The sequence below is a fragment of the Anaerolineae bacterium genome, from assembly GCA_016931895.1.
Classification (GTDB): domain Bacteria; phylum Chloroflexota; class Anaerolineae; order 4572-78; family J111; genus JAFGNV01.
In genome coordinates this window covers 1-23,961 of record JAFGDY010000123.1, presented here as the reverse complement: position 1 = coordinate 23,961, position 23,961 = coordinate 1, and the positions used below count along the sequence as shown (strand labels likewise).

The window sequence follows — 23,961 nt, the reverse complement described above, 5'->3', positions numbered from 1 at the left end:
AATTGATGCTATAATGTGTTCTACAAATAAATTCCGGGAGTCACTGGTATGCCAACGTTAGAAGAAGCCGTCACCGTTATCAGAGCGGGCAACAGAGAAGAAGGTCGCCTGATTCTTGAAGAGATTCTGGAAACCGACGAAAGCAACGAAGATATTTGGTTATGGTTGAGTTCAGTGGTTGATTCCGATGAAGACCGCGAAATCTGTTTGGAAAATGTGCTTGCTTTGAACCCGGATAACGTTGTAGCCCAGCGAGGCCTGGAAGCCTTACGCGCCGGCACTTTTAACGTACACCACATAACCGGGGCCATTATTGAGGAACAGGAAACTGAGGAAGAGGAAGAAACTCTCTCTGAGGCCACTTTTTTGGATGAATTTACCCTGGCCGGCGAAGCTGCGGAAGAAGAGGATCTTGATTATCCCAGCACCATGAAGTCATTTAAAAAATCCGCCAAAAAAGGTGGGCCAAATATTAGGCTTATCTTATTGGTGGCCCTGGTGCTGTGTATTGTGTTGGCCCTGGGTGGAACGGCTGCTTATAATCTATTTTTGGGGGGCGAGAATGGCGGGGTTGAGCCGACCCCGGCGCAACCGGCTCTCGAAACTCCGGCTGAAGAAGGCCAACCGGAAGCGCCTCCCACCGAAACGCCGCTGCCCACCGATACCCCCACGGCCACGGTCACGCCGTTTAAACTGCCTACTCCCAAACCAACCGCCGCTCCTTCGCCTACCGCTACCATTGTTGTTTCACCAACCTCCCCGGTAAAATAAAAAAAAGGCTTTGACCTCTGATGTTCTTGAAGGGAGACAAAGATTACACTTTGTCCCCCTTCTTGCTATCTCTAATTCCTTAGAGTATACTGCTCAGTCACTACACCTGTTTGAGAAGAATCTTGAAGGCAAAATTATTTTTATACGTTATCCTGTTATTGCTGGCCCTAACTATCCAACCGCGCCTCATCTCGGCGCAAGATTTTCCCAGGGTTTGCCTGGAGGACCCGGCAAACATCATGCCCAACTGCAAGTTTGATAACGGCCTGGATGGTTGGCAAACTTTTACCGAAAACGGCACGGCAGATTTTTCGGTATTGCAGGGCGGCGGCGAATGCCACGCGCCCCTCTGCCCGGCTGCTTATATTGTCACCGAAAGTCATTTTGTGGGAGGAATTTACCAACAAGTGTCGGTTGTCGCCGGTAATACCTACTACGCCAATATCAATTGGCTGGTGTTTGACTCGCTGGTAAATGACGCTTCCATTAATAATGCCGTCGGCGGCGGCATCGGTCGTCGTTTGGGGATAGACCCTTCCGGCGGTACCGACTCGCGCTCGCCAAATATAATTTGGGGGCCTGACAATTGGCGCAGCGATTGTAAAACCTGCGAGGCCGAGTATGTTGTCGCCACCGCCCAGGCCGATACCATTACTGTATTTGTTAGAATTGAGGACACCTGGCGATTACGCGCGGCCGAAAAAGGTTATAGCGTTCCACCTGGCAAAAAAGACCAATTCTGGCTGGATGAAATAGGTTTAAAACAAGTGGAGGGCGATGCGATAGCCTTAACCAACCCCACCGAACCACCGCCCACCGATACGCCTGCGCCACCGCCAACGGATACACCCCCAGCCGAGCCGCCTACCAATACGCCTGTCCCGGCCACCAATACTCCTGCCCCGCCTGCCGAGACGCCAGCGCAAATTGCCCAGGCAGAATCCGGACCGGAAGCTCAACCTGTCTCGCCCCTGCCAACCCTTACCGCCGCCAATGCGGCAGCAGCCCCCCCGCCCACCCTTACCCCCACCGTGCCGCCGCTGCCCACCAACACGCCTTCTTCAGAACGGCCAATACCAACCCCTACCCGTTACCACCGCTCTACCCCCACCCCGGCTGCCGCTTCTATTGCGCCGCTTGAACTCGTGGGCGTGGCGGGCACCACCATTTGCGCCGGCGGCGTCATTCTTGTAATTATCGCCGCAGTTATCGCCGGGTTGGTTTGGCTGTACCGGCTGGGTTGGGGCAATATAGACGACTATGAATCCGGCCAGGATTTTGATGATGACGACGAAATAGTGGTTGAAATTGTTGAAGACGAAGATTAAGGAAGAAAAAAATGTCCACCGACAACTTACCCGCCCAACCACCCGCGACCATCTCCCTGCAATGTATTCGCTGCCAAAATTCATATCCGGCCGATAAAGTTCGCTACCTGTGCGACTGTGGCGGCCTGCTAGATGTGTGGCATGATCTGGAGGCGTTGCGCCCGCAAATTAGCCGGGGCCTTTTTGATGGCCGGCTGAGCGGCGCCCCCGGCCCCCGGGTTGCGCCCACGGCCAACTCCGGCGTTTGGCGCTATCGCGAAATCATCCTTCCGGCTACGGTCAACACTATCGTTTCCCGGCCCGAAGGCAACACCACCCTGTACGAACACCCCCGCCTGTCCAAATGGGTCGGTTCAGACCGTCTCTTTCTCAAACACGAAGGCGAGAATCCCACCGGCTCTTTCAAAGATCGGGGCATGACCGTGGGAGTAACCCAGGCCAAATTGATCGGGGCCAAAGCGGTGGCCTGCGCCTCTACCGGCAACACCTCCGCTTCCCTGGCGGCCTATGCGGCTCTGGCCGACATTCCGGCCTTAATTTTTATTCCTGCCGGAAAAATCGCCGCGGGGAAATTGGCCCAGGCTTTGGCCTACGGGGCGCACACCTTGCAAATCCAGGGTGATTTTGACGACGCTATGACACTGGTTCGCCAAGTTTGCGACGAACTGGGCATTTATCTGCTCAACTCGCTCAACCCCTTCCGCCTGGAAGGTCAAAAATCTATTGTGTTTGAAATTCTCCAGGGGTTTCAGTGGCAGCCGCCCGATTGGATTGTGCTGCCCGCCGGCAACCTGGGCAATACCGCCGCCTTTGGCAAAGCCCTGTACGAAGCCCAACAACTGGGCCTGGTGGAACGCATTCCGCGCCTTGTCGCGGTGCAGGCCGAAGGGGCCAGCCCCTTCTACCAGAGTTACCAGCACAACTTTGTTGAGCGCAAAACCGTCAAGGCCCAAACCGTTGCCACGGCCATTCGTATCGGCAACCCGGTCAGCTATGAGCGTGCCATCCGTACCCTGGGCTGGACCGATGGTTTGGTGATCACAGTAACCGACGATGAAATCATGGACGCCAAAGCCATAGTGGATGGGGTGGGCATTGGCTGCGAACCGGCCTCGGCGGCCTCGGTGGCCGGTATTCGCCAACTGATTGCCGCCGGGGTCATCAAACCGGAAGAAACCGTCATCGGCATTCTCACCGGCAACCTGCTCAAAGACCCCACCGCCACGGTTGATTACCATACCGGGGCCTGGCCCAACGCTCAATTCGCCAATCAGCCGGTGCAAATAGCCGCAGATCTGGCGGCGGTACGAAAGGTACTGGAGAAACGGTTATGAACGAGGAGGCAGGAACATCAATAACTTCCGGCCATTCTCTTTTTGCGGCAGCAGAATATACCCGATAGACCCATTTTTGCTCCACGGGAATTGACCAAGTCCCCTATTGGCCTGAATGGCTAAACAAATTTGGATCGAGTATGCAATTGCCTTACCTGGGAATTGACAAGAATGAACTTGTCCGGTATAGTTTATAATAGTAGGACGAAGAAAGTATCTGTTCGGTTTTTGAAGCGACCACCAGATCTTTGGGTGGTCGCTTTTTTCTTGCGGTGAACCTCTTTGACCTATGTCTCTATCAAATTTCAATATGAGTAAGAATAAGGAGAATAACAACATAATGTCTGAACGAATTATCGGTACCGTCAAGTGGTTCAACGCCGGTAAAGGGTATGGGTTTATTGAACAGGAGAATGGGGAAGATGTTTTTGTGCATTACTCTGCGCTCCAGTCTGAAGGCTTTCGCTCCCTGGCTGAAGGTCAGCGCGTTGAGTTTAGCGTTGAGCAGGGGCCTAAGGGCCTCCAGGCCAGCAACGTTGTAGCCCGGTAGCCTCAATTATTAAAAGGAATTGATTATGAATAAAAAACTTTACGTAGGTAATCTCAGTTACGAAACAACCGAAGCCGAACTGCAGAAATTGTTTATCGAGGTGGGGCCGGTTGTATCAGCCACCATCATTACCGACCGATCTTCGGGCCGGTCCAAGGGCTTTGGTTTTATCGAGATGGAAACTGAACAGGCTGCTCAAGAGGCCATTGAACGGTTGAATAATCAGGAAATCAATCAGCGCAGCATCACCGTTAGTGAAGCGCGCCCTCCCAAAGAACGTTCTTTTGGAGGAGGGGAAAGACGTAGTGGCCCAGGTGGTGGGCGCGGTAGGTCCTCTCGCGGTGGCGACCGCCGCCGTTATTAAAGCCTATTGAGCGTAACGTTGGTACTCAAAAGAGCGCGGGGAGAATCTCCGCGCTCTTGTATTTGGGTGTGAGTGGCAGAGTACAAGGTGAAAAACTCTGTTGAGAGAAAGGTGAAAAGGATGACACAAGCAAAAAATGGTGATACAGTTAAGATTCACTACACCGGCAAATTTGAAGATGGCACAGAATTTGCCACCTCGATAAATGACGGCCCTTTGCAATTTACAATAGGCCAAGGAGAGGCCATCCCCGGTCTTGAACAGGCCGTCATAGGTATGAGTCCGGGCGAATCAAAAACCGCAGAAATTTTGGCCGCACAAGCTTATGGTCCGTACCAGAAGAGTAAGGTGAGAGAAGTCAATCGAGATCAATTTCCGCCGCACCTAAACTTACAGGTTGGTAAGATTCTGACAACGCGTAAAGCTAATGGTGATAAAGTGAGACATATTGTGACGACTGTATCTGAAACAAACGTAACTATAGATGCAAATCATCCTTTAGCCGGGGAAGATCTAATTTTTGACATTCAGCTCATAGAGATTGTTTAAACAGTGGATGTTAAAGAGAGAAATGATTCGCCTGAAAAAGGTGTTGACGGCAGGTGGGGTAAAGCAATTAGATTCTGTTGCCATTTGCCCAAAAATGTCATTCCCAGGAGCGAAGCAACAAGGAAATTCCGGCAACAAAAACAAATCAAGTCCAAAACAGGAGATGCTTCGCTCCCTCTGTTCGCTCAGACCTGACCTGAACAAAACCGAGGGAGCAGCCGAAGGAATGACCTAATCCGAAATGTCAACAGAATCTAAAAACTGAATTTTCTGATTTGACGATACTGCCACTTATAACCCAGCCATATAGCCCTGTTTATGCGGTCTTGCCCTATTCCGATTGCCGGATTGTCGTTTTTGTGATAAGCTGAAATTATTCCACATCAACAAGCAACGGCATCATTTTCCCTTTTGAGAACCATATCAAAAGGCATTAACCGGAAAAAACCGATTTAACTCCCGCTTAAACAGGAGGAAGCATGTATCCCCGCAAAACCCTCGCCGATTTTTTAGGTGATCGGGTTATCTACCGCAGCCTCACCCCATCCGACCCGGATTTACCCAAACTGGCCGACATCTGGCCGGAGCTGGGGCTGGAGAGTTTCCGCATCCCGCGCAAAACCGAGCCAATTTACGCCGCCGCGGCCTATCGTTTTTTGCAAGCGGCCCAGGCCAAACGGGGGCTGCCGCCCCTCAAACGTCTGCTCTTTATTGGCGACACGCCGATGAACGACGGCACCTCGGCCAGAAATTTGGGGGAACACTTGCCGATGCGCGGTTTTATCGGTCACGAAAAGTTAACCGAGGAAAAACGGATTAACCTGGAAGGCTCGTTGATGCTGGCCAACCGCTGGCAGGCCGTCACCGATTTTTTGGAATGGGCGCAGGCTGAAGGCTTTGTTTTTGACGCGCAAACCGCCCTGGTGCTTGATTTAGACAAAACCACTTTTGGTCCACGCGGGCGCAACGACAAGGCCATTGACCAGGCCCGCGTCACCGCCCTCCAACTGACCGTAGCCGGAGCGCTGGGCAACAATTTTGACCAAGACGCCCTGCACGCCGTTTATGCCGAACTCAACCAGATCAAACATCACCCCTTCACCCGCGATAATCAAGATTACCTGGCCTATATCTGCTTAATGGTAGTGAGCCAAATTTATACCGCCCAACGCCTGTGGGCCGACCTGGAAAGCGGCCGGCTGAGCGGCATCCATCAATTTGTTACCCTCTGCGACGCCCGCCAGGCTCAAATGAGCAATGGCCTCCGCGCAGCGCATCGTGAAGTCACCGGCAATATGGCCAAAAATGATCCCACGCCCTTTAAGAGCTTCCGGCTTCAGGAATATCAGGCCACCATCGCCTTGATGGACTTTCTGCCCGACGATACCCCTGAAACAGCCTTACTGGCCCAGGAAATCACCATGACGGGCGAGGTAGTGGAAATCACCAGACAGTTGGCCACCCAGGGCGTTCTCACTTTTGGCCTCAGCGACAAACCCGATGAAGCCTCTATCCCCTCCCCGGAAGCTGCCGCCCAGGGTGCCTTACCCCTGCATCGCGTAACAATGAAGGTAGTGGTTTTCTGACCAGATTGGTCCAACGTTGGAAAACGAAGCCTTACCCCTGCATCGCGTAACAATGAAGGTAGTGGGGGCACTTGACAGAAGTTGAGATTGGGTTGGGATAAGATTATGGAGGAAGCATGGCCTCCTCCAGAGTGACTCAATTCTACTGGATTTGATAGCAAGTCAGGCCTCTTTATCATCATAAACAAATAGAATAGCTCAGGAGGGACTCAAAATGGCGACAGAGCAAACTCTCAATGTTGAACCAACTAACGCCTCTGGCAAAGGCGCAGGCCGGATTATTTTTGGATTAGCCCTTTTGGCGCCGGCCATTCTCTGCTGCATCAGCGAGCTGGCCGTGCCCACCCTCAAAACCCTTATCACCAGTCTGCAAAAGACAGGTCCGCTGGGGCAAGAGGCTGAGTTTGTGGGCCTGGAAAATTATTCTCGTTTGTTCCAGGACGAAGTGTTTGCCAGAGCGTGGGGGTTCACCCTGTCCTGGCTGCTGGTGCGGCTGCTGGTAGTAGCGGTGGCGCCGCTGCTGCTGGCCCTGATTGTTAATCAATTTGGCCGCTGGGCGCGGATTCCCCTCCGGCTGTTGTATACAATTCCGGTGGTTCTATTTGTGCCGGTGATGATGGCCATAGCCTGGCTGCTGGCCCTTCATCCCGGTTTTGGCCTCTTCCAGGGACAAGCCCTCCTGGCAAATCGAGAACAGGTGCGGCAAACTGTCCTGTCAATTGATGCGCTCTACGTGTTGGGGCTGGCCAGTGGCATAGGTCTGGTTGTTTATCTGGCGGCGCTGCGCTTTCAGGATGAAGCAGCGCCCTCGCGCCGGAAAGCCCTCATTCCCTTGGGGGCCAGTTGGCTCATCGGCCTGCTGGCCACCGGCGCGTTGACCCTCCAATCCTTCATCTGGAATCTTATCCTTACCGGCGGCGGCCCGGCCAATGCCACCACCACGTTGGGTCTTTATCAGTACAAAATGACTTTCCAACTTTTTAGATTCGGGCCAGGCGCAGCCGTGGCCAGTTTGAATTTGGCAATCGTGGCCCTGTTGGGAATAGCGGCAGGGTTGATTATCATATTTGCCGGGCTAAAACTAAAAACCTTCTCCCCGGGCCAGGGCAAAACTTTGTTAAGCGGTTTGAATAAGCCCCTGGCTATCATTTTATTGCTGCTTATCCTGCTTGTCAGTTTGGGTCTTGGCGCGCTCAGCGCGCTGCCCTTACTGTGGAACATGCTGGCCTCTCTCAAAACCCCGGCCGAACTGGCTCGAGCTTCAAGTCTATGGCCAGCTTCCCCCACCCTGGAAGCTTATGCCCAACTTGGGAAAATGATCCCCCTGGGCCGGGCCTTTATCAACTCAACGCTGCCGCCCCTGATCGCCTTGTTCTTGCTCCAACTGCCTGTGGCTTACCTGGGCGCGTTGGGCATTGGCGCGCTGCGTCCCCTGGGCCGGTGGAGCGAACTGCTCCTGCTGTTATTTAGTCCCTGGCTATTTGTCACCATTGGGCCGTTGAGCCTGCCGGCCTTTGAGGGAGCGCGCCAGGTCGGAACCCTGGATACATTCATCGGGTTGATCCCGCCTATTCTCATCAGCGTGCCCATTTTGTTCATTCTGACGTTATTTTTCAAGGGGCAAGCCCCCGGCTGGCAGGCCGCGCGAGCAGAGGGCCGGTCAGCGGCCGGCGCATTTTTTAAAAAATTGGTCCTACCCTCGCTGCCGTTGGTTGCCCTGCTGATATTCGTCGCGCTTTTTATTGGCTTGCAGGAAACGCTGTGGCCCTTGCTGGTGACCAGGGGACCGGAACACGGCCCTATTACCACCGCATTGCTTAGACTGCAAGGCCAGTTTAGTACCCACACACCGCTAATGGCTGCGGCTGTGACGTTATTTTGGCTGCTCTTCTCCCTACTTTTTTTGCTGATCTTTTGGGTTTTTCAAATCTTTTACCTGGAAAAATTGTCTTTATCCTGACCCAGACAAAGGTCGCGTTGCTTTCAAGCCAGAACTAAAAAGATTTTTGTCTATTCAGGCCATATTGCTCTGAGCGAGGAACAAGCGAAGAATCTCCATGCAGTATCAGCAGATCCAAATTTACGTAGGATGGCATCCCTATGCCGTCCGCTCATCACGCATAGAATGCGTGAGCTACTTCAAAATGCGTCTGGTATACAATAGTTAAATAAGGAAACAACCCTGATGTTACCAACAAAAATTGCCGTTATTGGCGCGGGCAGCGCTATTTTTGGCCTGAACACCGTAGCAGCCTTAATGAATAGCCAACGCTTGAAAGGCAGTCACCTGGCTTTGGTAGATCGCAATGCCCATACCCTGGACTTAATGGCCAAACTGGCCGAACGCCTCAACCAGGAGTGGGGCGCTGAAATGACACTCTCCACCCACACCCACCACGCCGAGGCGTTTGACGGCACCAAATTTGTGGTTTCGGCCATCGAGGTGCCGCCTCGGGAAAAGTTGTGGCGGCAAGACTACGAAATCACGCTCAAGTACGGTCTGCGTCAGCCCTACGCCGAAAACGGCGGGCCGGGTGGGTTTGCCCACGCGGCCCGAAACGTGAAGCCGCTGTTGGAAATTGTGCGGGATATGGAAAAAATCTGTCCCGAGGCCTGGTTCCTCAACTTTAGCAATCCTATGATTCGTATCTGCGATCTGATTGCCCGTTATAGCCAAATCAAAGTGGTGGGCCTATGTCATCAAATTATGGCCGGGTATGGGATGGTGGGGCTGGCCCTGGCCCAAGACCTGGACATTGAGGTGCCCCCAGGCCGGATTGATTGCCATGCCGATATTGCGACCTGGCCCAAGCTGCACAAGCTGGCGCAGCAGGCTACTGAAAAAATTGACATCAAAGCTGCCGGACTTAACCACTTCACCTGGATGTTGGACCTCCGTGATAAACGTACCGGCGAAAACCTATACCCCCTCTTTGCCAAACGCTGGGCGGCTATGGACCCAAGTTTTGAACCTCTCACCCGCCGCGTTTATGCCGCTTTTGGCCATTTTCCCATCCCCGGCGACGAGCACCTGTGCGAATACCTGCCCTGGCTCAGCGACCCCCTCACCAAACCGTGGAAAAAGTACGACGTGAGCCTTTATGATTGGGATTTCTTTGGCAAACGCCGCTCTAAAGGACACACTGAAATTGCCCAGATGGGTGATGGCCGGATGGACATAGACCATTTACGCCTGGTCAGCAGCGAAGGGGCGGTAGAGATTATTGAAAATGTAGCCGGCGCCGGCAACGAGTACCATCTGGCCGTGAATCTGCCCAACCGGGGACAAATTAAAAATCTGCCGCCGAGGGCCATTGTGGAAACGCCGGGAGTCATCACGGGCGCCGGCATCCAGCCGTTGACCATAGGCGCCCTGCCGGAAGGCATCGCCGAGCTGTGCCGCCGAGAAATCACCGTGGCCCAATTGGGCATTGATGCCATCGTTCAGGGCAACCGCCAACTGGCCCGGCAATGTCTGCTGCTCAGCCCGGGGGTCACCGACCTGGATGTCGCCCAACAAATTCTTGACGACTACCTGGAAACCTATCGCGAATACCTGCCGCAATTTTGGCAATGAGCCGCCAGGGATGGTCCGGCGGCCGTAACTCAAAATTCACCCTGTCGGGGGAAAATTTTAAGCCACCTTAAGTCAATTTGACATAAATAAACAAGGCAATTTAACAAGATTATGGCGTTTTGGTTGTCGCCCAGAACAAAGGGCCATTGTAAAGCAGGCAAAACCGTGCTATACTTTTTTAGGAAGTTATCTAAAAAAACAACTTCCCCGCATTGTCTATGTTTACAATTTTGCCTAAGCTCGCCCACAAGGGTACAATGTTAACAAGCAGCCAAAGGAGAGTTGGTAACTATGGCTAATATTCTTTATGCCGAAGACGACCGGGACTGTCGAGAACTTTTTGCCTTTAGCCTGAGACAAAAAGAGCATAGAGTACATGAGGCCATCAACGGCGCGCAGGCCGTCCAGATTGTGCGGGAGGAGCCGATAGATGTAGCTATTCTGGACGTGCGCATGCCTATGATGACGGGTTATGACGCGGCGCGGATCATCGCTCAAGAAGGGCCTGATATTCCCGTGGTTTTTTTAAGCGCCAAAGGCTTACGCCGGGAAGTGACGATGGGCTTTGAGTGCGGCCCGGCCGTGGTAGATTATCTGATCAAGCCGATCACGCCCCAACAACTGGTAGACCGCGTTGAAAATATTTTGGAAAGCTGCCGTATCCGCGGACTGGAAGCCGTACGCGAGGAGAATATGTCTCGCGAGTTAGCCGTTATTGAGTGGTAAGCGTGGCCCAGCAGAGTGAGAGTCTCCGGGCGGCGCTGGAACTTGCGCTTGGCCTTCTCCCCGAAGAAGACCTCCTTACTTTAACAAGAGTTGTCATTACCAAAGACTATCCGGCGGGTTCCATTATTTGTCGTGAGGGGGATTTGGAAGATATTTTTTATATCATCCAAGACGGCAAAGTTGCCTTTACCAAAAGAACCACCGACGGAGAACAATTTTTGGGCCTCAAAGGTAGGGGTGAGTTTTTTGGCGAACTGGGGGTGTTAGACCACGCCCCTCGCGCCGCCACGGTCCATGCCATTTCCGATTGCGCTTTGATTGAGATCCGGGAAGAAACCCTGGACCAAATCTTATCCCGTAACCCCTCGGTGGCGCGGGCCATTATGCGGGGCCTCACCCGTAGCATGCGCGATACCGATAAAATTACCATTGCCGAACTGCAACTTAAAAATTACGAATTAGCCAGAACCCTGGAAAATCTGCGGGCCGCCCAGGCGGAATTGCTGCGCCGGGAACGCCTGAAACGCGATCTTGAAATTGCGGCGCAGGTTCATAACAGTATCCTGCCCACCTCTTTTCCCCAAGTGCCCGGCTTTGAATTTGCGGCCGTGGCTCGACCGGCGCGTGAGATTGGCGGCGACCTTTACGACGTAGTGGATATGGGCGACAACCAGGTTGGCATTGTAATGGCCGACGCCTCCGGCAAGAGCGTGCAGGCGGCCATTTATATGGCCGTGGTTCGGGCTTTGTTTTTAAGCGAAACCAACGCCAGGCTCTCTCCATCCGAAACCGCCCACCGTATTCACAACCTCCTGATGAATGTCTCCACCGCCGAAATGTTTGTTACGGCTTTCTACGCCACCATAAACAGCAACACCCGCCAGATGAAATATGTCCGGGCCGGGCACGACCGGCCGGTGTATTATCACGCCGCCACAGGCGAGGTCAGTTTGCTTGACCCCCTGGGGCGTTTTTTGGGTTTATTGCCCGATTTGATTGTCGAAGAAGAGGAATTGACCATAAAAAAGGGGGATGTGCTGGTTTGTTACAGTGACGGCGTGACCGATGCGACTCACCCGGAGGACAATGAACTGTACGGCCTGGAACGTTTGTTGAAGATTGTCGCCAGAGAAGGCCACCGTTCTGCCCCGGAATTGGTAAACTTCATTATGAATGATATAGATCAATTCAGGGGCAGCGAGGAACAACCGGATGATCTGACCCTGTTGGTGACCAAAGCAATTTAGGGTTAAACATTGAAGGTTGCGGCTAAAGCGGCTTATAATAAAATAACTACCGTCCCCCATCACTACCGGCAGGGAGAAAGACATAGATGAAAAATACAGATTGGCATAATCAGCGAACAACGCCCACCCGTCGCCCGCGCCGTTTGGAAGAAGTGAGCACGGCTGAAGTGGGTGTGCCCATAGCCTGGGTGATCATTGGCGCGCTGGCCGGCCTGCTGGTCATTGGCCTGGTTGGATTGGGCGTGGTCAATATTGTCCGCAAACAAGCGATTACGCCAACACCGCCAACCATTCCCGGTTTGGCCCCCACCCAACCGGTTGCCGCCCAAGCCACACCCGAACCACAAGCTACCCCTACCATTCCCCCGGTGGTCACCTTGCCCCCTACCCCCAGCCCCAGCCCCAGCCCCACCGAAACTCCCCTGCCGGTTGCGCCCGACGAGTTAGCCCCAGGCGGTTACGCCCAGGTAACCGACACCGAAGGCGCCGGGCTTAGTCTCCGGGCCGGGCCGGGCACAAACAATGCCCGTTTGGCCACAGTGCCGGAAGGGTCTGTTTTATTGATTCTCGACGGCCCCCGGGACGATGAAAATCTGGAAAACTACACCTGGTGGTTTTTGCGCGATGCCGATGGCACGGAAGGCTGGGCGGTGCAAGGCTTTTTAAGGCCCAGTTTACCTCCCCCGGAACAATAGATTCCCTTGAGACCCTGTAGTTGATAATTGACAAATTTTAATTATAATGAGCGTCGCCGTTAAAAAGCGACGTTTTTTTGAATAGGATGAATATGTCTGGCCTTGAAAAAAAATTAGCCGACCTGCGGGCGGAAATCAATTATCACCTGTATCGTTATCACACCCTGGATGACCCGGTAATCAGCGACGCTGAATATGATCAACTGATGCATGAATTGCGCCAGCTTGAAGCCGAGCATCCCGAATTGATTACGCCCGACTCCCCTACCCAACGGGTCGGCGCAGCCCCGCTGGCCAATTTTGAAAAAGTTATTCATCCCATTCCCATGACCAGTTTGGGTAATGCCTTTAACGATGAGGATATGCATAACTGGTTGTCTCGCCTTAAGCGCCTGCTGCCAGAGGGGTTGACGGTTGCGGATTTGGAATTTGTTGTTGAACCCAAAATTGACGGCCTGGCCGTGGCCTTAACTTATGAAAACGGTTTGCTTGTGCAAGGAGCCACGCGGGGCAACGGCCTGGAAGGCGAAAATGTTACGGCCAACGTGCGCACGGTTAAAAACGTGCCGCTGCGTATCCCCACCACCTCGGCCGGCCCGTCTGCGCCGGATAAAATTGAAGTGCGCGGCGAGGTCTACATGCCGGTAGCCGCCTTTGAAAAGTTCAATCAACGGCAAATGGAAAAAGGCGAAAAAATATTTGCCAATCCCCGCAATGCGGCAGCCGGCTCGCTGCGGCAATTGGATAGCAAAATCACGGCGCAGCGTCCTCTGGCGATGTTTTGTTACGCCATTGGTTATGTAGAGGGCGCCAAGATCAACAGCCAAAAAGAGGCCCTGGATTATTTGAGCGCGCTGGGTTTTTCGGTAAACCCCGATATTCTCCTGGCGCACAATTTTCAGCACGCGCTTGATTTTATCCACACCTGGATGGAACGCCGCGATCAACTGCCCTACGACGCCGACGGGGCCGTGCTAAAAATTAATGATTTTGCCTTGCAGCAACAGTTGGGCGTGGTGGGCAATGCGCCGCGGTGGGCCATTGCCTATAAATTCCCGGCTCGCGAAGCCACCACCAAATTGTTGGAGATAAAAACCAATGTCGGTCGCACCGGCCAAATTACGCCTTACGCCAACCTGGAGCCGGTCAACATTGGCGGCGTAACCGTGCGCCAGGCCAGCTTGCACAACTTTGACGACCTGGCCAAAAAAGACATCCGTGAGGGCGACACGGTGGTGGTCAAACGGGCCGGCGATGTTATTCCCCAGGTGATTAAACCCATTCTTGACCTGCGCCCGCCCAACTCGCAGCCATACCAACCTCCCCTCCACTGTCCCGCCTGCGGCGAACCAATAACCCGGTTGGGCGACGAGATAGCCTTTTTCTGTGTAAACGCGGGCTGCCCCGCCCAACTGGTGCGCCAGATAGAATACTTTGTGTCTCGCAGCGCAATGGACATTGAGGGTTTTGGTATCAAAGTTGGCGAGCAATTAGCTCAGGAAGGTTTGCTCAAAGACATTGCCGATATTTACTTTTTGCGCCGGGAACAATTACTACAGCTAGAAGGATTTGCCGAGAAAAAGGTTGACAATCTCCTGGCCGCCATTGAAGCCAGCAAAGAGCAGCCGTTTGAACGGGTTCTCATTGGATTGGGGATTCGTTACGTGGGCAGCACGGTAGCCGGGTTGCTTATTGACACCTTTCCCTCGATTGACTACTTACAACAGGCCAGCCAGGCAGAATTGGAGGCCATTGAAGGCGTAGGGCCGCGGATTGCCGAATCAATTGAGGCGTGGTTCAAGCGTCCGGCCAACCATGCTTTGATTGAAAAACTGCGACGGGCGGGCGTTACCCTGGCGGCCCGGCCCGCCGAACAGCCGCAGCCATTGGCCGGATTGACTTTTGTAATTACCGGCGCTTTACCCACGTGGAGTCGTGACGAGGCAAAAGCTTTTATTGAGCGGCATGGCGGCAAAGTGACCGGTAGCGTGTCTCAAAAAACGGATTATCTGGTGGTAGGAGAGAAAGCGGGCAGCAAATTGACCAAAGCCCAATCCCTGGGAGTCGCCACTTTAGATGAAGCCGGCTTGAAAAAATTAGCCATAGACGCTGCAAACAGCGTAACTTAAAACCGATTTAGGTGTTGAACCAGAAGCGAAAATTTGTGAGGAGAACAAATGACTCGAATAGTTATCACCGGTATAGGGGCAATTACCCCTTTAGGCAGTGAGATAAAAACATTTTGGGAAAATATGAAAGCCGGCGTGTCGGGGGCTGACCGCGTGCGCAGTTTTGATGCCACCGGTTTTCCGGTCTCCATTGCTTGTGAGGTAACAGATTTTTACCCTCAAGAGCACATGGACAGGAAACTGGCCAAGCGGGTGGCGCGTTCTACCCAGTTTTCCATTGCTTCAGCCAAAAAGGCTGTGGCCGATGCCAATCTAAAAATCACCCCAGAAAACTCACCGCGGATAGGCGTAGTGTTTAATACCGGGGGGGGCGGCATGAGCGTGATGGAAGAAGGGGAGCGGCAGTTACTGGCCAGCGGCCCTCGTTCCATTAGCCCGTTTTTAGTGCCCAGCGTGATGCTCAATGCGGCTTCTTGCCTGGTTTCAATTGAATTAGGCACTACCGGCCCGCTCAACACATCGGCCCTGGCTTGCGCCAGCGGAAATTATGCCCTACTAGATGCCTTTTATATGATGAAACGGGGTGAAGCGGATGCCATCATTGCCGGCGGCACGGAATCAACCATCTCGCCCCTAATTTTGGCCTCGTTTGGCCGGATGGGGGCGCTCTCTTGCCGCAACGACGACCCCCAAAGAGCCAGCCGTCCCTTTGACAAAAACCGGGATGGGTTTGTGTTTGGAGAGGGCGCCGTGGCCTTTGTTCTGGAAACTGAGGAACATGCCAGAATGCGAGGCGCAAAAATTTACGCCGAAGTACTGGGTGGGCGTCTTACTTCCGACGCCTATCACTTGACCGCGCCCAAACCGGATGCGAGCAGTGCAGCCGCGGCTATGCAGGGCGCGCTGGACGCCAGTGGAAAATCATCAGACGAAGTGGACGCCATTTTTGCCCATGGCACCAGCACGCCTCTGGGCGACATGGCTGAAACCCTGGCTATCAAAAAAGTGTTTGGGGAGCGGGCTTACGAGGTGCCGATAACCGCCACCAAGTCTTTGGTAGGACATATGCTGGGCGCGGCCGGGGCCATTTCCGCCCTGGCCGCCGTCAAAACAATGGAAGAAGGCATTATTTGTCCCACCATCAATTATGAAATGCCAGACCCCGAATGTGACCTTGATTATGTACCCAATCAGCCCCGTCCACTCCAAGTTAACCTGGCTTTGGTCAATGCCTTTGGTTTTGGCGGTCAAAATGTGGTGGTGGCTCTGGGAAGATATCACCGGAACGGAAATGAATGAGCCGTACCTCTAAGGGCGTGTTCAAGAAGTAACTGAAGGATTTCTCGTTTCCAAACTGGAGTTTGAGCCCAAACAAATTTAGAAACGAGAAATCCGGTAACTCCCCCCCCTGCAAAAAACTCACCAAAAATAAAAAACCTGTCCCCCTTGAGGAGACAGGTCAGGTTAGAAAACAGAAGCTTAATCAAGAAAATCGCGCAACCGCCGGCTCCGGCGCGGATGGCGGAGTTTGCTCAGGGCTTTAGCCTCGATTTGCCGGATACGTTCACGGGTTACGCCAAATTTTTGGCCCACTTCTTCCAACGTATAGGCGCGTCCATCCTGCAAACCAAAACGCAGTTGCAATACTCGCCCTTCCCGGGCCGTTAAGGAGGCCAATACGTCTTCCACCCGCTCACACAACAGTTGCTGCACGGTAGAGTCGTCGGGAGCTGAATGATTATTATCCTCAATAAAATCGCCCAGGGTACTGTCGGTATCCTCGCCTACTTCCATTTCCAGGGAAAATGGGAATTGGGCCGCCTGGCGGATACGCTCTAATAACCGCAGGCTGACGCCCATGGCTTCCGCAATTTCCTCTTCGGTTGGCTCGTGGCCGTTCTTTTGGGTCAATTCGCGGGAAACGCGGGAGAGTTGGGTGATACGTTCGCCCATATGCACCGGCACCCGAATGGTGCGTCCCTGGTCCGACAGCGCCCGGCTGACTGCCTGGCGGATCCACCAGGTAGCATAGGTGCTGAATTTGAAGCCACGTTGGTACTCAAACTTCTCCACCGCCCGGATCAGGCCAATGTTCCCCTCCTGGATCAGGTCCATAAAGGAGACGCCATGCCCAATATATTTTTTGGCAATGCTCACGACCAATCTAAAATTGGCCTCAATGAGTTTGCGGCGGGCCTGGTGGCCCAGTTGTATTTCTTTTCTTAAACGTTCCGGGGAATGACCGTTGGGCCGAGTTTTATATTGAGCCAAACGCAAAGCCGCTTTTTTACCGCGCTCAATGGCTTTGGCCAATTGCACCTCTTCGGCCCCGGTTAAGAGAGGAATCCGGCTGATTTCCTTAAGATATAGAGCAACTGTATCATCAACATTAAAATCCAGATCAATATCGTCAGCAAAAACGTCTTCTTCATTTTCCTCACCCTCGTCTCTCCTGGCGTCCGCTTTGGTTACCTGGATGCCTTCTTCATCAAGGGCAAGGTACAATGCTTTGAGTTGCTCTAAATTATCTTTGATATCGGGAAAGGTATCAAAGATTTGATTTTGGGTTACAAATCCTTGATCCTGACCCTTGAGCACAAGATAATTCAATGGCTCTTGCGTCTCTGCATGAGCACAATCTGCTAACATTTTTAAAGCTCCCTTTCTCTGTTACCGCAAAATAAACAAAGTCTTAGGACAGACAATTCCACTTTGAATCAAGCGCCCCTGTTTAACCACTTTGTCCCCCTCAGAGAATATCAAAGGGATGCTACCTCAGTATTTATGTTAAGCATAACCGACATGTCAAGTAGTATAACACACTTTATGTCATGATGCAATAGGTTTTATGAAAAGTTAAGGTAAAAATTCCAAAAAATTACGCATCTAAAACGTTTTAGCCTATTTAACGGGCTTGTGCTATAATAGATTTACGTTCTTTTAAACGAAACTATTGTCCTGCTATACGAAGTTTTCACAACACATCCAAATGAGGAAAGGATTTTACCACTATGGCTTTCAATCTTCGTCAGCGCAGTTTTGTCAAACTGCTGGATTTCACCCCCACAGAGATAATGTTTTTGCTTGAGTTGGCTAAAAATCTTAAAACGGCCAAGTATGGCGGTTATGAACAGCCCCGGTTAAAAGGCAAAAATATTGCCCTTATCTTTGAAAAAACCTCCACCCGCACCCGATGTTCTTTTGAAGTGGCCGCCCACGATCAGGGCGCGCACGTTACCTATTTGGGGCCAACCGGCTCGCAGATTGGCCACAAAGAATCAATGAAGGACACCGCCCGGGTGCTGGGCCGCCTGTACAACGGCATCCAATATCGCGGTTTTTCCCAGGCCAGGTGTGAAGAGCTGGCGGCCTACGCCGGCGTGCCGGTTTGGAACGGCTTAACCGATGAATTTCACCCCACCCAAATCCTGGCCGATTTTCTGAGCATGCAAGAGCACAGTCCCAAACCCCTGCGCCACATTTCTTTTTGTTACCTGGGTGATGCGCGGAACAATATGGGCAACTCGCTGTTGGTTGGCGGCGCTAAAATGGGGATGGACGTTCGCCTGGCCGCGCCCAAAACCAACTGGCCCACCGAAACATTGGTCAAACAGTGCCGGGACATTGCTCAAACAACCGGGGCCAAAATCACCCTGACCGAAAATGTGGCCGAGGGCGTTAAAGGTGTTGATTTTCTTTATACCGACGTTTGGGTTTCAATGGGCGAGCCGGAGTCGGCGTGGGCGGAACGGATTGAGCTGCTCAAACCGTACCAGGTCAATCGGCAAGTGGTGGCCCTCACCGGCAATCTGGCGGTCAAATTTATGCACGATCTACCCGCTTTCCATAACCGGGAAACCGCTATTGGCGAGGAGATTTATCAAAAATTTGGGTTAGAGGCAATGGAAGTAACCGAGGATGTTTTTGAATCGGAACGTTCCATAGTATTTGACCAGGCCGAAAACCGGATGCATACCATCAAAGCCATTATGGTGGCCACGCTGGGAGATTGACCGAATAATGAATGAGCGGGACCGCCCAAAAAATCTCAAACCGGGCCAAAGTTTTCCCCTGGGAGCTACGGTTTATCCAGACGGCGTCAACTTTAGCCTGTTTTCAAAAAATGGCGCTGCCGTGGAATTATTGCTGTTTGACGATGTTGATGCGCCGCAACCGGCCCAGGTAATCACGCTCGATCCCAGGCTAAACCGCACTTTTTATTACTGGCACGTTTTTGTGCCCGGCCTCAAACCGGGCCAACTGTACGGTTATCGCGTGCATGGCCCCTTTGCCCCGCAGGCCGGCCTGCGCTTTGACGGTAAAAAGGTTCTGCTCGACCCCTACGGCCGCGGCCTTGCTTTTGGCCAAAATTACAGCCGGGCCGCGGCCATTCAACCCGGAGACAATACCGCCATGGCGCTCAAAAGTATTGTGGTTGATTCCGGCACCTACGATTGGGCCGGGGATGCGCCCTTACGCCGGCCGTCCGCCGAAACCATCATCTACGAAATGCACGTTGGCGGATTTACCCGCCATCCCAATTCGGGCGTTGCGCCTGAAAAACGCGGCACCTACGCCGGTCTGGTCGAAAAAATCCCTTATTTGCAAAAATTGGGGACCACGGCCGTGGAACTGCTGCCGGTCTTTCAATTCGACGAGCAGGACGCGCCGGAGGGCTTGAGCAACTACTGGGGTTATAGCCCTATCTCCTTTTTTGCCCCCCATCGGGGGTATAGTTCTCGCCAGGACCTTTTAGGGCCTTTGGACGAATTTCGAGACATGGTCAAGGCGCTGCACCAGGCCGGCCTTGAGGTGATTCTGGATGTGGTGTACAATCACACCGCCGAAGGCAACGAACACGGACCAACGTTCTGTTTCCGGGGGTTAGAAAACCGGGCCTACTACCTTCTGGAAGAAGAGCAAAGCCGGTATGCCAATTACAGCGGCACCGGCAATACCTTAAACGCCAACCAATCCATTGTCCGCCGGCTGATTGTGGACAGCCTGCACTATTGGGTTAAAGAAATGCACGTAGACGGCTTTCGCTTTGACCTGGCCTCGATTTTGGCGCGAGACGAAAACGGCCAGCCCCTGGCCAATCCCCCCATCCTGTGGGAAATTGAGTCTGATCCCATTTTGGCCGGCGCCAAGTTAATTGCCGAAGCCTGGGACGCCGCCGGCTTGTACCAGGTGGGCAGCTTTATTGGCGACCGCTGGAAAGAATGGAACGGGAAATTTAGAGACGATGTGCGCAGTTTTGTCAGGGGCGACCCGGATACGGTGTCTAACCTGGCCAAACGTTTTCTGGCCAGCCCCGATATTTACGGCCACGAAGAGCGAGAGTCGGAACAGAGCATCAATTTTGTCACCTGCCACGATGGCTTCACCCTCAACGATCTGGTATCTTACAATCAAAAACACAATGAAGCCAACAAAGAAGAAAATCGTGACGGCTACAACCATAACCTGAGTTGGAATTGCGGCGTTGAAGGCCCAACGGATAATCCGGCTATTGAGCAATTACGCAACCGGCAGATCAAGAACTTTTTGACCATCACGCTGCTGGCCCTGGGCACTCCGATGCTGCTGATGGGCGACGAAGTAAGGCACACCCAGCAGGGCAACAATAACGCCTACTGCCAGAACAACGAGATAAGTTGGTTTGATTGGTCCCTGCTAAACCAACATGCCAGCATCCTGCGGTTTGTAAAAAACCTGGTCAACCTGCGCTTAAAACTCAATGCCCTCAAGCAAGACCAGGGGCTGGTCCTGACCCAATTATTACAGCAGGCCCAGCTTCAATGGCATGGCGTCAAACTGCGCCAACCCGATTGGGGGCGCGACTCTCACAGCCTGGCCTTGACCATCAAAAATATCACCGACACCTGTTCGTTTCACATTATCTTCAACGCCTATTGGCAGGCGCTTGAATTTGAAATTCCGCCCGTCCCGGGAGACTCGCGGGGGCGCTGGCGGCAGATTATTGATACGTTCCCGGAATCGCCCCAAGATTTTTACCAGTGGGCCGACGCGCCGGTGATTGACTCGCCCACCTATCTGGTGCAACCACGCTCGGTAGTGCTCCTGGCAACCAAAATTCCTGACCCGCATGGGGACGGCTCTGGCAACAAGGCCCGGTAAATTATGCCCAACAACCATCAGTCCGGTTAGACGTGATCAGAAAAAGTTAAGCAAGTAATTTTAAAACCTATCTCGATTTTTAGGCCGTAGGCCAAGGACAGGACAATGTTTTGTTACCTGTGGCCCAAAATTTGGGCCACATTCCAAATTTTAGAAAAGATTGCGCTTTGGTTGGGCAGATGGTATAATTTTTTGATTGACCATTGCCAGAAATTTTTACCTATATTCAAAAATAAGAACATAAATACATGGAACCGTTAAACATTTTAATCATAGAAGATGATCCCACAACCTGTACGTTACTAAAAACAACTTTAGAAATGGAAGGTTATCAAGTAAATTTTGTTCATCACGTAGAAAACGACGATGTTTTTTTAATCTTAAACCAGTACAACCCGGATATTCTCTTTTTAGATTATCACCTGGGATCCAAAGACACCCTAAAATATCTCACCGATATCCGCAGTAACGCCAATTGGCAACACCTGCCGGTTTTAATGACCTCTGCCATTGACCGCAGCCAGGAATGTTTGGCCGCCGGCGCCAGCAATTTTATCCTCAAACCTTTCAACTGGGATGATATCACCCAGACAGTTAAGGAATTTCGCGATCAAATTTTGCATGGGAAGGAGGCATAACCTCCCGCCTGGTGAGGTTGACTGATTGTGTCCCAAAAACGACAAATTTATCAGGATAAGATGAATTGGTACCGGCTTGACTTACACTTACATACGCCTGCCTCTAAAGATTACCACGAACCAACGGTCAGCTATCTTGATATTCTGAGAAAAGCTGCGGCCTGCGGCCTTGACATTATTGCCTTTACCGACCACAATACGGTGGGCGGGATCAGGGCGTTGCGGAAAGAGGTTGAAGAGCTTGAATTGCTGGAGCAACTCAATCGGATTCGCCCTGAAGAAAAACAGCGCCTGAACGAATATCGCCATCTGCTCCAAGAAGTACTCCTTCTGCCTGGTTTTGAATTGACCGCTACCCTGGGCTTTCACGTGTTGGGCATCTTTCCGCCAGAAACAAACCTGCGCACTCTGGAACACATTTTGTTAAGCCTGCATGTGCCGCCTCATTTGTTAGACGTAGGCTCTACCGAGGTGGGGGCCACGGTTGACGTGCTGACCGCCTACCGTATCATCAACGAGGCCGGTGGTTTGGCTATTGCGGCGCATGCCAATTCGTCGCACGGCGTGGCCATGCAAGGTTTTGATTTTGGCGGGCAAACCAAAATTGCCTACACCCAAGACCCCAACTTGCACGCGCTGGAAGTGACCGACCTGGAAAGCAAACGGCGGCGCACAACGGCCAATTTTTTCAACGGCTCTAAACCGGAATACCCGCGCCGCATGCATTGCATTCAAGGCTCCGACGCTCACCGCCTTAACCGCGACCCCAACGAAAAAAATCGGCTGGGGGTGGGAGATCGGGTAACCGAGGCCAAACTACCAGAGCCAACGTTTGAGGCCCTGAAGGCGCTTTTTTTAAGCAATGACTTCTCCAGAACCCGGCCCTTTCGCCCTTCTCAAGCCCCCTTTGATCACATTCTGGCCGCCCGCCAGCAAGGAACCAACATTGTGCAATCGTTTCACGAGTCGATGACGCGCAAGGGCGGCAATTTATATGCTATTCTGTGCGATATTGGCGCCTTTGCCAACGCCAACGGGGGCACGGTTTTTGTCGGCCTGTCTGACGACTCAAAAAAGCCGGTCATGGGGGTCGCCAAACCGCGAGAGGCCACCAAAGTTATCCGCGACGAGGTTGAGAAAAAGATCACGCCCCCCCTGGATATAAAAATTGACGAGCACCAGACCCAGGGTAAAAAGGTTCTGCAAATTTCGGTGCCCGCCGGCGAAGACCCGCCTTACGTGATTGACGATTATAAAGTTTACGTTAGGGACGAAACCGAAAGCAACCTGGCCGTGCGGGATGAAATTGTGGCCCTGGTGGAACGAAATCTAAAAACAAAGGCCAATACCATCGTTGCGTCTGCGCCCGACAGGCCTGTCTCCCAACCGGAAACTGAGCCGGTTCTGCAAAACAACGTGTCGCCGGAACCAAAAACCGGGGTAGAGATTGTGTTAACCGAAACCCGCAAAGGCCAAAACTACTACAGCCTGCGCGATTTACGCAACGGCAATATTGTGCATAATGTCACCAGGCAATCGGCCAGAAAGCTGTGGCAATATGCCCTCACCGAGCACGAAACAAATAGAGTGGATGTAGGCAAAGTTGAATGGCAGGGAGATATTGGCCTGTGGAAAAAGTACAAACGCGGCGGGCAAATTCGGTTTGATCTGGTGCAGCGCGACCCCGACGAGACCTTACACGTTTACTATGGCGTAACTGAAGACGGCATCCACGGGCCCTGGCAGCCCTTGATTGACAGCAGCGAAACTTTGTAAATGTTATGCAACCTAAAGTGGGCATTTTAACCGTCAGTGATCGGGTCTCGGCGGGTGTGACTGAAGACAGAAGCGGCCCCGTTATTCAACAGGTCATTGTAGAGAGACTCAATGGCGCGATTGAACGTTTGGCCGCTGTACCTGATGAACTTGACCTGATTAAAGATACGTTGGTAGCCTGGGTTGAGCAGCATCACCTGGATCTGATTTTGACCACCGGCGGCACCGGCTTTGCCCCACGCGATGTTACGCCCGAAGCCACCCGCCTGGTTATCCAAAAAGAAGCGCCTGGTCTGGTTTTGGCGATGTTGGGTGATAGTTTGGCCATTACACCGCACGCTATGCTTTCCAGAATGGTGGCCGGAATTAGAGGACAAACCCTTATTGTGAATTTGCCGGGCAGCCCCAAAGCAGTGCGTGAAAATTTGGAAACAATTTTGCCGGCGCTGCCGCACGCCTTACAATTAACCTGAGTTCGGGATAACTAAATGAAGTCAGGGAAAAGAGCTAATTGTTCAGGAGTAAGCTTAAGGGCAGGCTTCTTTTCCTG

21 protein-coding genes are annotated in these 23,961 nt (G+C 52.6%); 20 read left to right on the top strand and 1 reads right to left on the bottom strand.

Features of this window, described 5'->3' with window-relative positions; all coding sequences use genetic code 11:
• Positions 1–48 precede the first annotated feature (48 nt).
• The 15 genes from JW953_09425 (at position 49) to fabF (ending at position 16,155) form a co-directional block, all read left to right on the top strand.
• Positions 49–771, top strand: a complete 723-nt coding sequence (locus JW953_09425; protein ID MBN1992915.1) for a hypothetical protein — start codon at positions 49–51, stop codon at positions 769–771.
• 122 nt (positions 772–893) lie between these two features.
• Complete coding sequence (locus JW953_09420; GenBank protein ID MBN1992914.1) at positions 894–2,099, top strand: hypothetical protein; 1,206 nt, start codon at positions 894–896, stop codon at positions 2,097–2,099.
• 11 nt (positions 2,100–2,110) lie between these two features.
• Positions 2,111–3,433, top strand: coding sequence for a threonine synthase (locus JW953_09415; GenBank protein ID MBN1992913.1), 1,323 nt, complete (start codon positions 2,111–2,113; stop codon positions 3,431–3,433).
• A 340-nt stretch (positions 3,434–3,773) separates the two neighbouring features.
• Positions 3,774–3,983, top strand: coding sequence for a cold-shock protein (locus tag JW953_09410; GenBank protein ID MBN1992912.1), 210 nt, complete (start codon positions 3,774–3,776; stop codon positions 3,981–3,983).
• A 25-nt stretch (positions 3,984–4,008) separates the two neighbouring features.
• Entirely contained in the window at positions 4,009–4,347 is a 339-nt protein-coding gene (locus JW953_09405) for an RNA-binding protein (GenBank protein MBN1992911.1), read from the top strand.
• A 120-nt stretch (positions 4,348–4,467) separates the two neighbouring features.
• Complete coding sequence (locus JW953_09400; GenBank protein MBN1992910.1) at positions 4,468–4,896, top strand: peptidylprolyl isomerase; 429 nt, start codon at positions 4,468–4,470, stop codon at positions 4,894–4,896.
• 22 nt (positions 4,897–4,918) lie between these two features.
• A complete protein-coding gene (locus tag JW953_09395; protein ID MBN1992909.1) occupies positions 4,919–5,131 on the top strand; it encodes a hypothetical protein in 213 nt (70 codons plus the stop codon).
• A gap of 244 nt (positions 5,132–5,375) precedes the next feature.
• Complete coding sequence (locus tag JW953_09390) at positions 5,376–6,482, top strand: hypothetical protein (GenBank protein ID MBN1992908.1); 1,107 nt, start codon at positions 5,376–5,378, stop codon at positions 6,480–6,482.
• Positions 6,483–6,696: 214 nt separating this feature from the next.
• Entirely contained in the window at positions 6,697–8,442 is a 1,746-nt protein-coding gene (locus JW953_09385; protein ID MBN1992907.1) for a hypothetical protein, read from the top strand.
• A 225-nt stretch (positions 8,443–8,667) separates the two neighbouring features.
• Positions 8,668–10,059, top strand: a complete 1,392-nt coding sequence (locus JW953_09380) for a hypothetical protein (GenBank protein ID MBN1992906.1) — start codon at positions 8,668–8,670, stop codon at positions 10,057–10,059.
• 291 nt (positions 10,060–10,350) lie between these two features.
• On the top strand, positions 10,351–10,785 hold the full coding sequence (locus tag JW953_09375) for a response regulator (protein ID MBN1992905.1): 435 nt from the start codon (positions 10,351–10,353) through the stop codon (positions 10,783–10,785).
• Between the two features lie 2 nt (positions 10,786–10,787).
• A complete protein-coding gene (locus tag JW953_09370; GenBank protein ID MBN1992904.1) occupies positions 10,788–12,032 on the top strand; it encodes a SpoIIE family protein phosphatase in 1,245 nt (414 codons plus the stop codon).
• An 86-nt stretch (positions 12,033–12,118) separates the two neighbouring features.
• Entirely contained in the window at positions 12,119–12,727 is a 609-nt protein-coding gene (locus tag JW953_09365) for an SH3 domain-containing protein (GenBank protein ID MBN1992903.1), read from the top strand.
• Positions 12,728–12,813: 86 nt separating this feature from the next.
• Positions 12,814–14,856, top strand: coding sequence for an NAD-dependent DNA ligase LigA (gene ligA, locus JW953_09360; protein MBN1992902.1), 2,043 nt, complete (start codon positions 12,814–12,816; stop codon positions 14,854–14,856).
• A gap of 48 nt (positions 14,857–14,904) precedes the next feature.
• On the top strand, positions 14,905–16,155 hold the full coding sequence (fabF, locus tag JW953_09355; GenBank protein ID MBN1992901.1) for a beta-ketoacyl-ACP synthase II: 1,251 nt from the start codon (positions 14,905–14,907) through the stop codon (positions 16,153–16,155).
• Between the two features lie 180 nt (positions 16,156–16,335).
• On the opposite strand, the gene JW953_09350 is transcribed toward fabF, so the two are convergent.
• Complete coding sequence (locus JW953_09350) at positions 16,336–17,505, bottom strand: sigma-70 family RNA polymerase sigma factor (GenBank protein ID MBN1992900.1); 1,170 nt, start codon at positions 17,503–17,505, stop codon at positions 16,336–16,338.
• 362 nt (positions 17,506–17,867) lie between these two features.
• Here JW953_09350 and argF point away from each other — a divergent pair, with 362 nt between their 5' ends.
• From argF to JW953_09325, 5 genes are all read left to right on the top strand, one after another.
• Complete coding sequence (gene argF / locus JW953_09345; GenBank protein ID MBN1992899.1) at positions 17,868–18,869, top strand: ornithine carbamoyltransferase; 1,002 nt, start codon at positions 17,868–17,870, stop codon at positions 18,867–18,869.
• Positions 18,870–18,876: 7 nt separating this feature from the next.
• Positions 18,877–20,997 carry a glycogen debranching protein GlgX gene (gene glgX / locus JW953_09340; GenBank protein MBN1992898.1) on the top strand — a complete coding sequence of 707 codons (2,121 nt, stop codon included), beginning with the start codon at positions 18,877–18,879 and terminating at the stop codon, positions 20,995–20,997.
• A 248-nt stretch (positions 20,998–21,245) separates the two neighbouring features.
• On the top strand, positions 21,246–21,635 hold the full coding sequence (locus tag JW953_09335) for a response regulator (GenBank protein ID MBN1992897.1): 390 nt from the start codon (positions 21,246–21,248) through the stop codon (positions 21,633–21,635).
• A gap of 27 nt (positions 21,636–21,662) precedes the next feature.
• Positions 21,663–23,411, top strand: a complete 1,749-nt coding sequence (locus JW953_09330) for a putative DNA binding domain-containing protein (GenBank protein ID MBN1992896.1) — start codon at positions 21,663–21,665, stop codon at positions 23,409–23,411.
• A gap of 5 nt (positions 23,412–23,416) precedes the next feature.
• The gene (locus tag JW953_09325) at positions 23,417–23,884 is read left to right on the top strand and encodes a MogA/MoaB family molybdenum cofactor biosynthesis protein (protein MBN1992895.1); all 468 of its coding nucleotides are present in this window, start codon (positions 23,417–23,419) and stop codon (positions 23,882–23,884) included.
• Positions 23,885–23,961: the final 77 nt, after the last annotated feature.

Coding starts and splice junctions, on each gene's coding strand:
- JW953_09425 (MBN1992915.1), top strand. CDS start 49: ATGCCAACGTTAGAAGAAGCCGTCACCGTTATCAGAGCGGGCAACAGA.
- JW953_09415 (MBN1992913.1), top strand. CDS start 2,111: ATGTCCACCGACAACTTACCCGCCCAACCACCCGCGACCATCTCCCTG.
- JW953_09410 (MBN1992912.1), top strand. CDS start 3,774: ATGTCTGAACGAATTATCGGTACCGTCAAGTGGTTCAACGCCGGTAAA.
- JW953_09405 (MBN1992911.1), top strand. CDS start 4,009: ATGAATAAAAAACTTTACGTAGGTAATCTCAGTTACGAAACAACCGAA.
- JW953_09400 (MBN1992910.1), top strand. CDS start 4,468: ATGACACAAGCAAAAAATGGTGATACAGTTAAGATTCACTACACCGGC.
- JW953_09395 (MBN1992909.1), top strand. CDS start 4,919: ATGATTCGCCTGAAAAAGGTGTTGACGGCAGGTGGGGTAAAGCAATTA.
- JW953_09390 (MBN1992908.1), top strand. CDS start 5,376: ATGTATCCCCGCAAAACCCTCGCCGATTTTTTAGGTGATCGGGTTATC.
- JW953_09385 (MBN1992907.1), top strand. CDS start 6,697: ATGGCGACAGAGCAAACTCTCAATGTTGAACCAACTAACGCCTCTGGC.
- JW953_09380 (MBN1992906.1), top strand. CDS start 8,668: ATGTTACCAACAAAAATTGCCGTTATTGGCGCGGGCAGCGCTATTTTT.
- JW953_09375 (MBN1992905.1), top strand. CDS start 10,351: ATGGCTAATATTCTTTATGCCGAAGACGACCGGGACTGTCGAGAACTT.
- JW953_09365 (MBN1992903.1), top strand. CDS start 12,119: ATGAAAAATACAGATTGGCATAATCAGCGAACAACGCCCACCCGTCGC.
- ligA (MBN1992902.1), top strand. CDS start 12,814: ATGAATATGTCTGGCCTTGAAAAAAAATTAGCCGACCTGCGGGCGGAA.
- fabF (MBN1992901.1), top strand. CDS start 14,905: ATGACTCGAATAGTTATCACCGGTATAGGGGCAATTACCCCTTTAGGC.
- JW953_09350 (MBN1992900.1), bottom strand. CDS start 17,505: ATGTTAGCAGATTGTGCTCATGCAGAGACGCAAGAGCCATTGAATTAT.
- argF (MBN1992899.1), top strand. CDS start 17,868: ATGGCTTTCAATCTTCGTCAGCGCAGTTTTGTCAAACTGCTGGATTTC.
- glgX (MBN1992898.1), top strand. CDS start 18,877: ATGAATGAGCGGGACCGCCCAAAAAATCTCAAACCGGGCCAAAGTTTT.
- JW953_09335 (MBN1992897.1), top strand. CDS start 21,246: ATGGAACCGTTAAACATTTTAATCATAGAAGATGATCCCACAACCTGT.
- JW953_09325 (MBN1992895.1), top strand. CDS start 23,417: ATGCAACCTAAAGTGGGCATTTTAACCGTCAGTGATCGGGTCTCGGCG.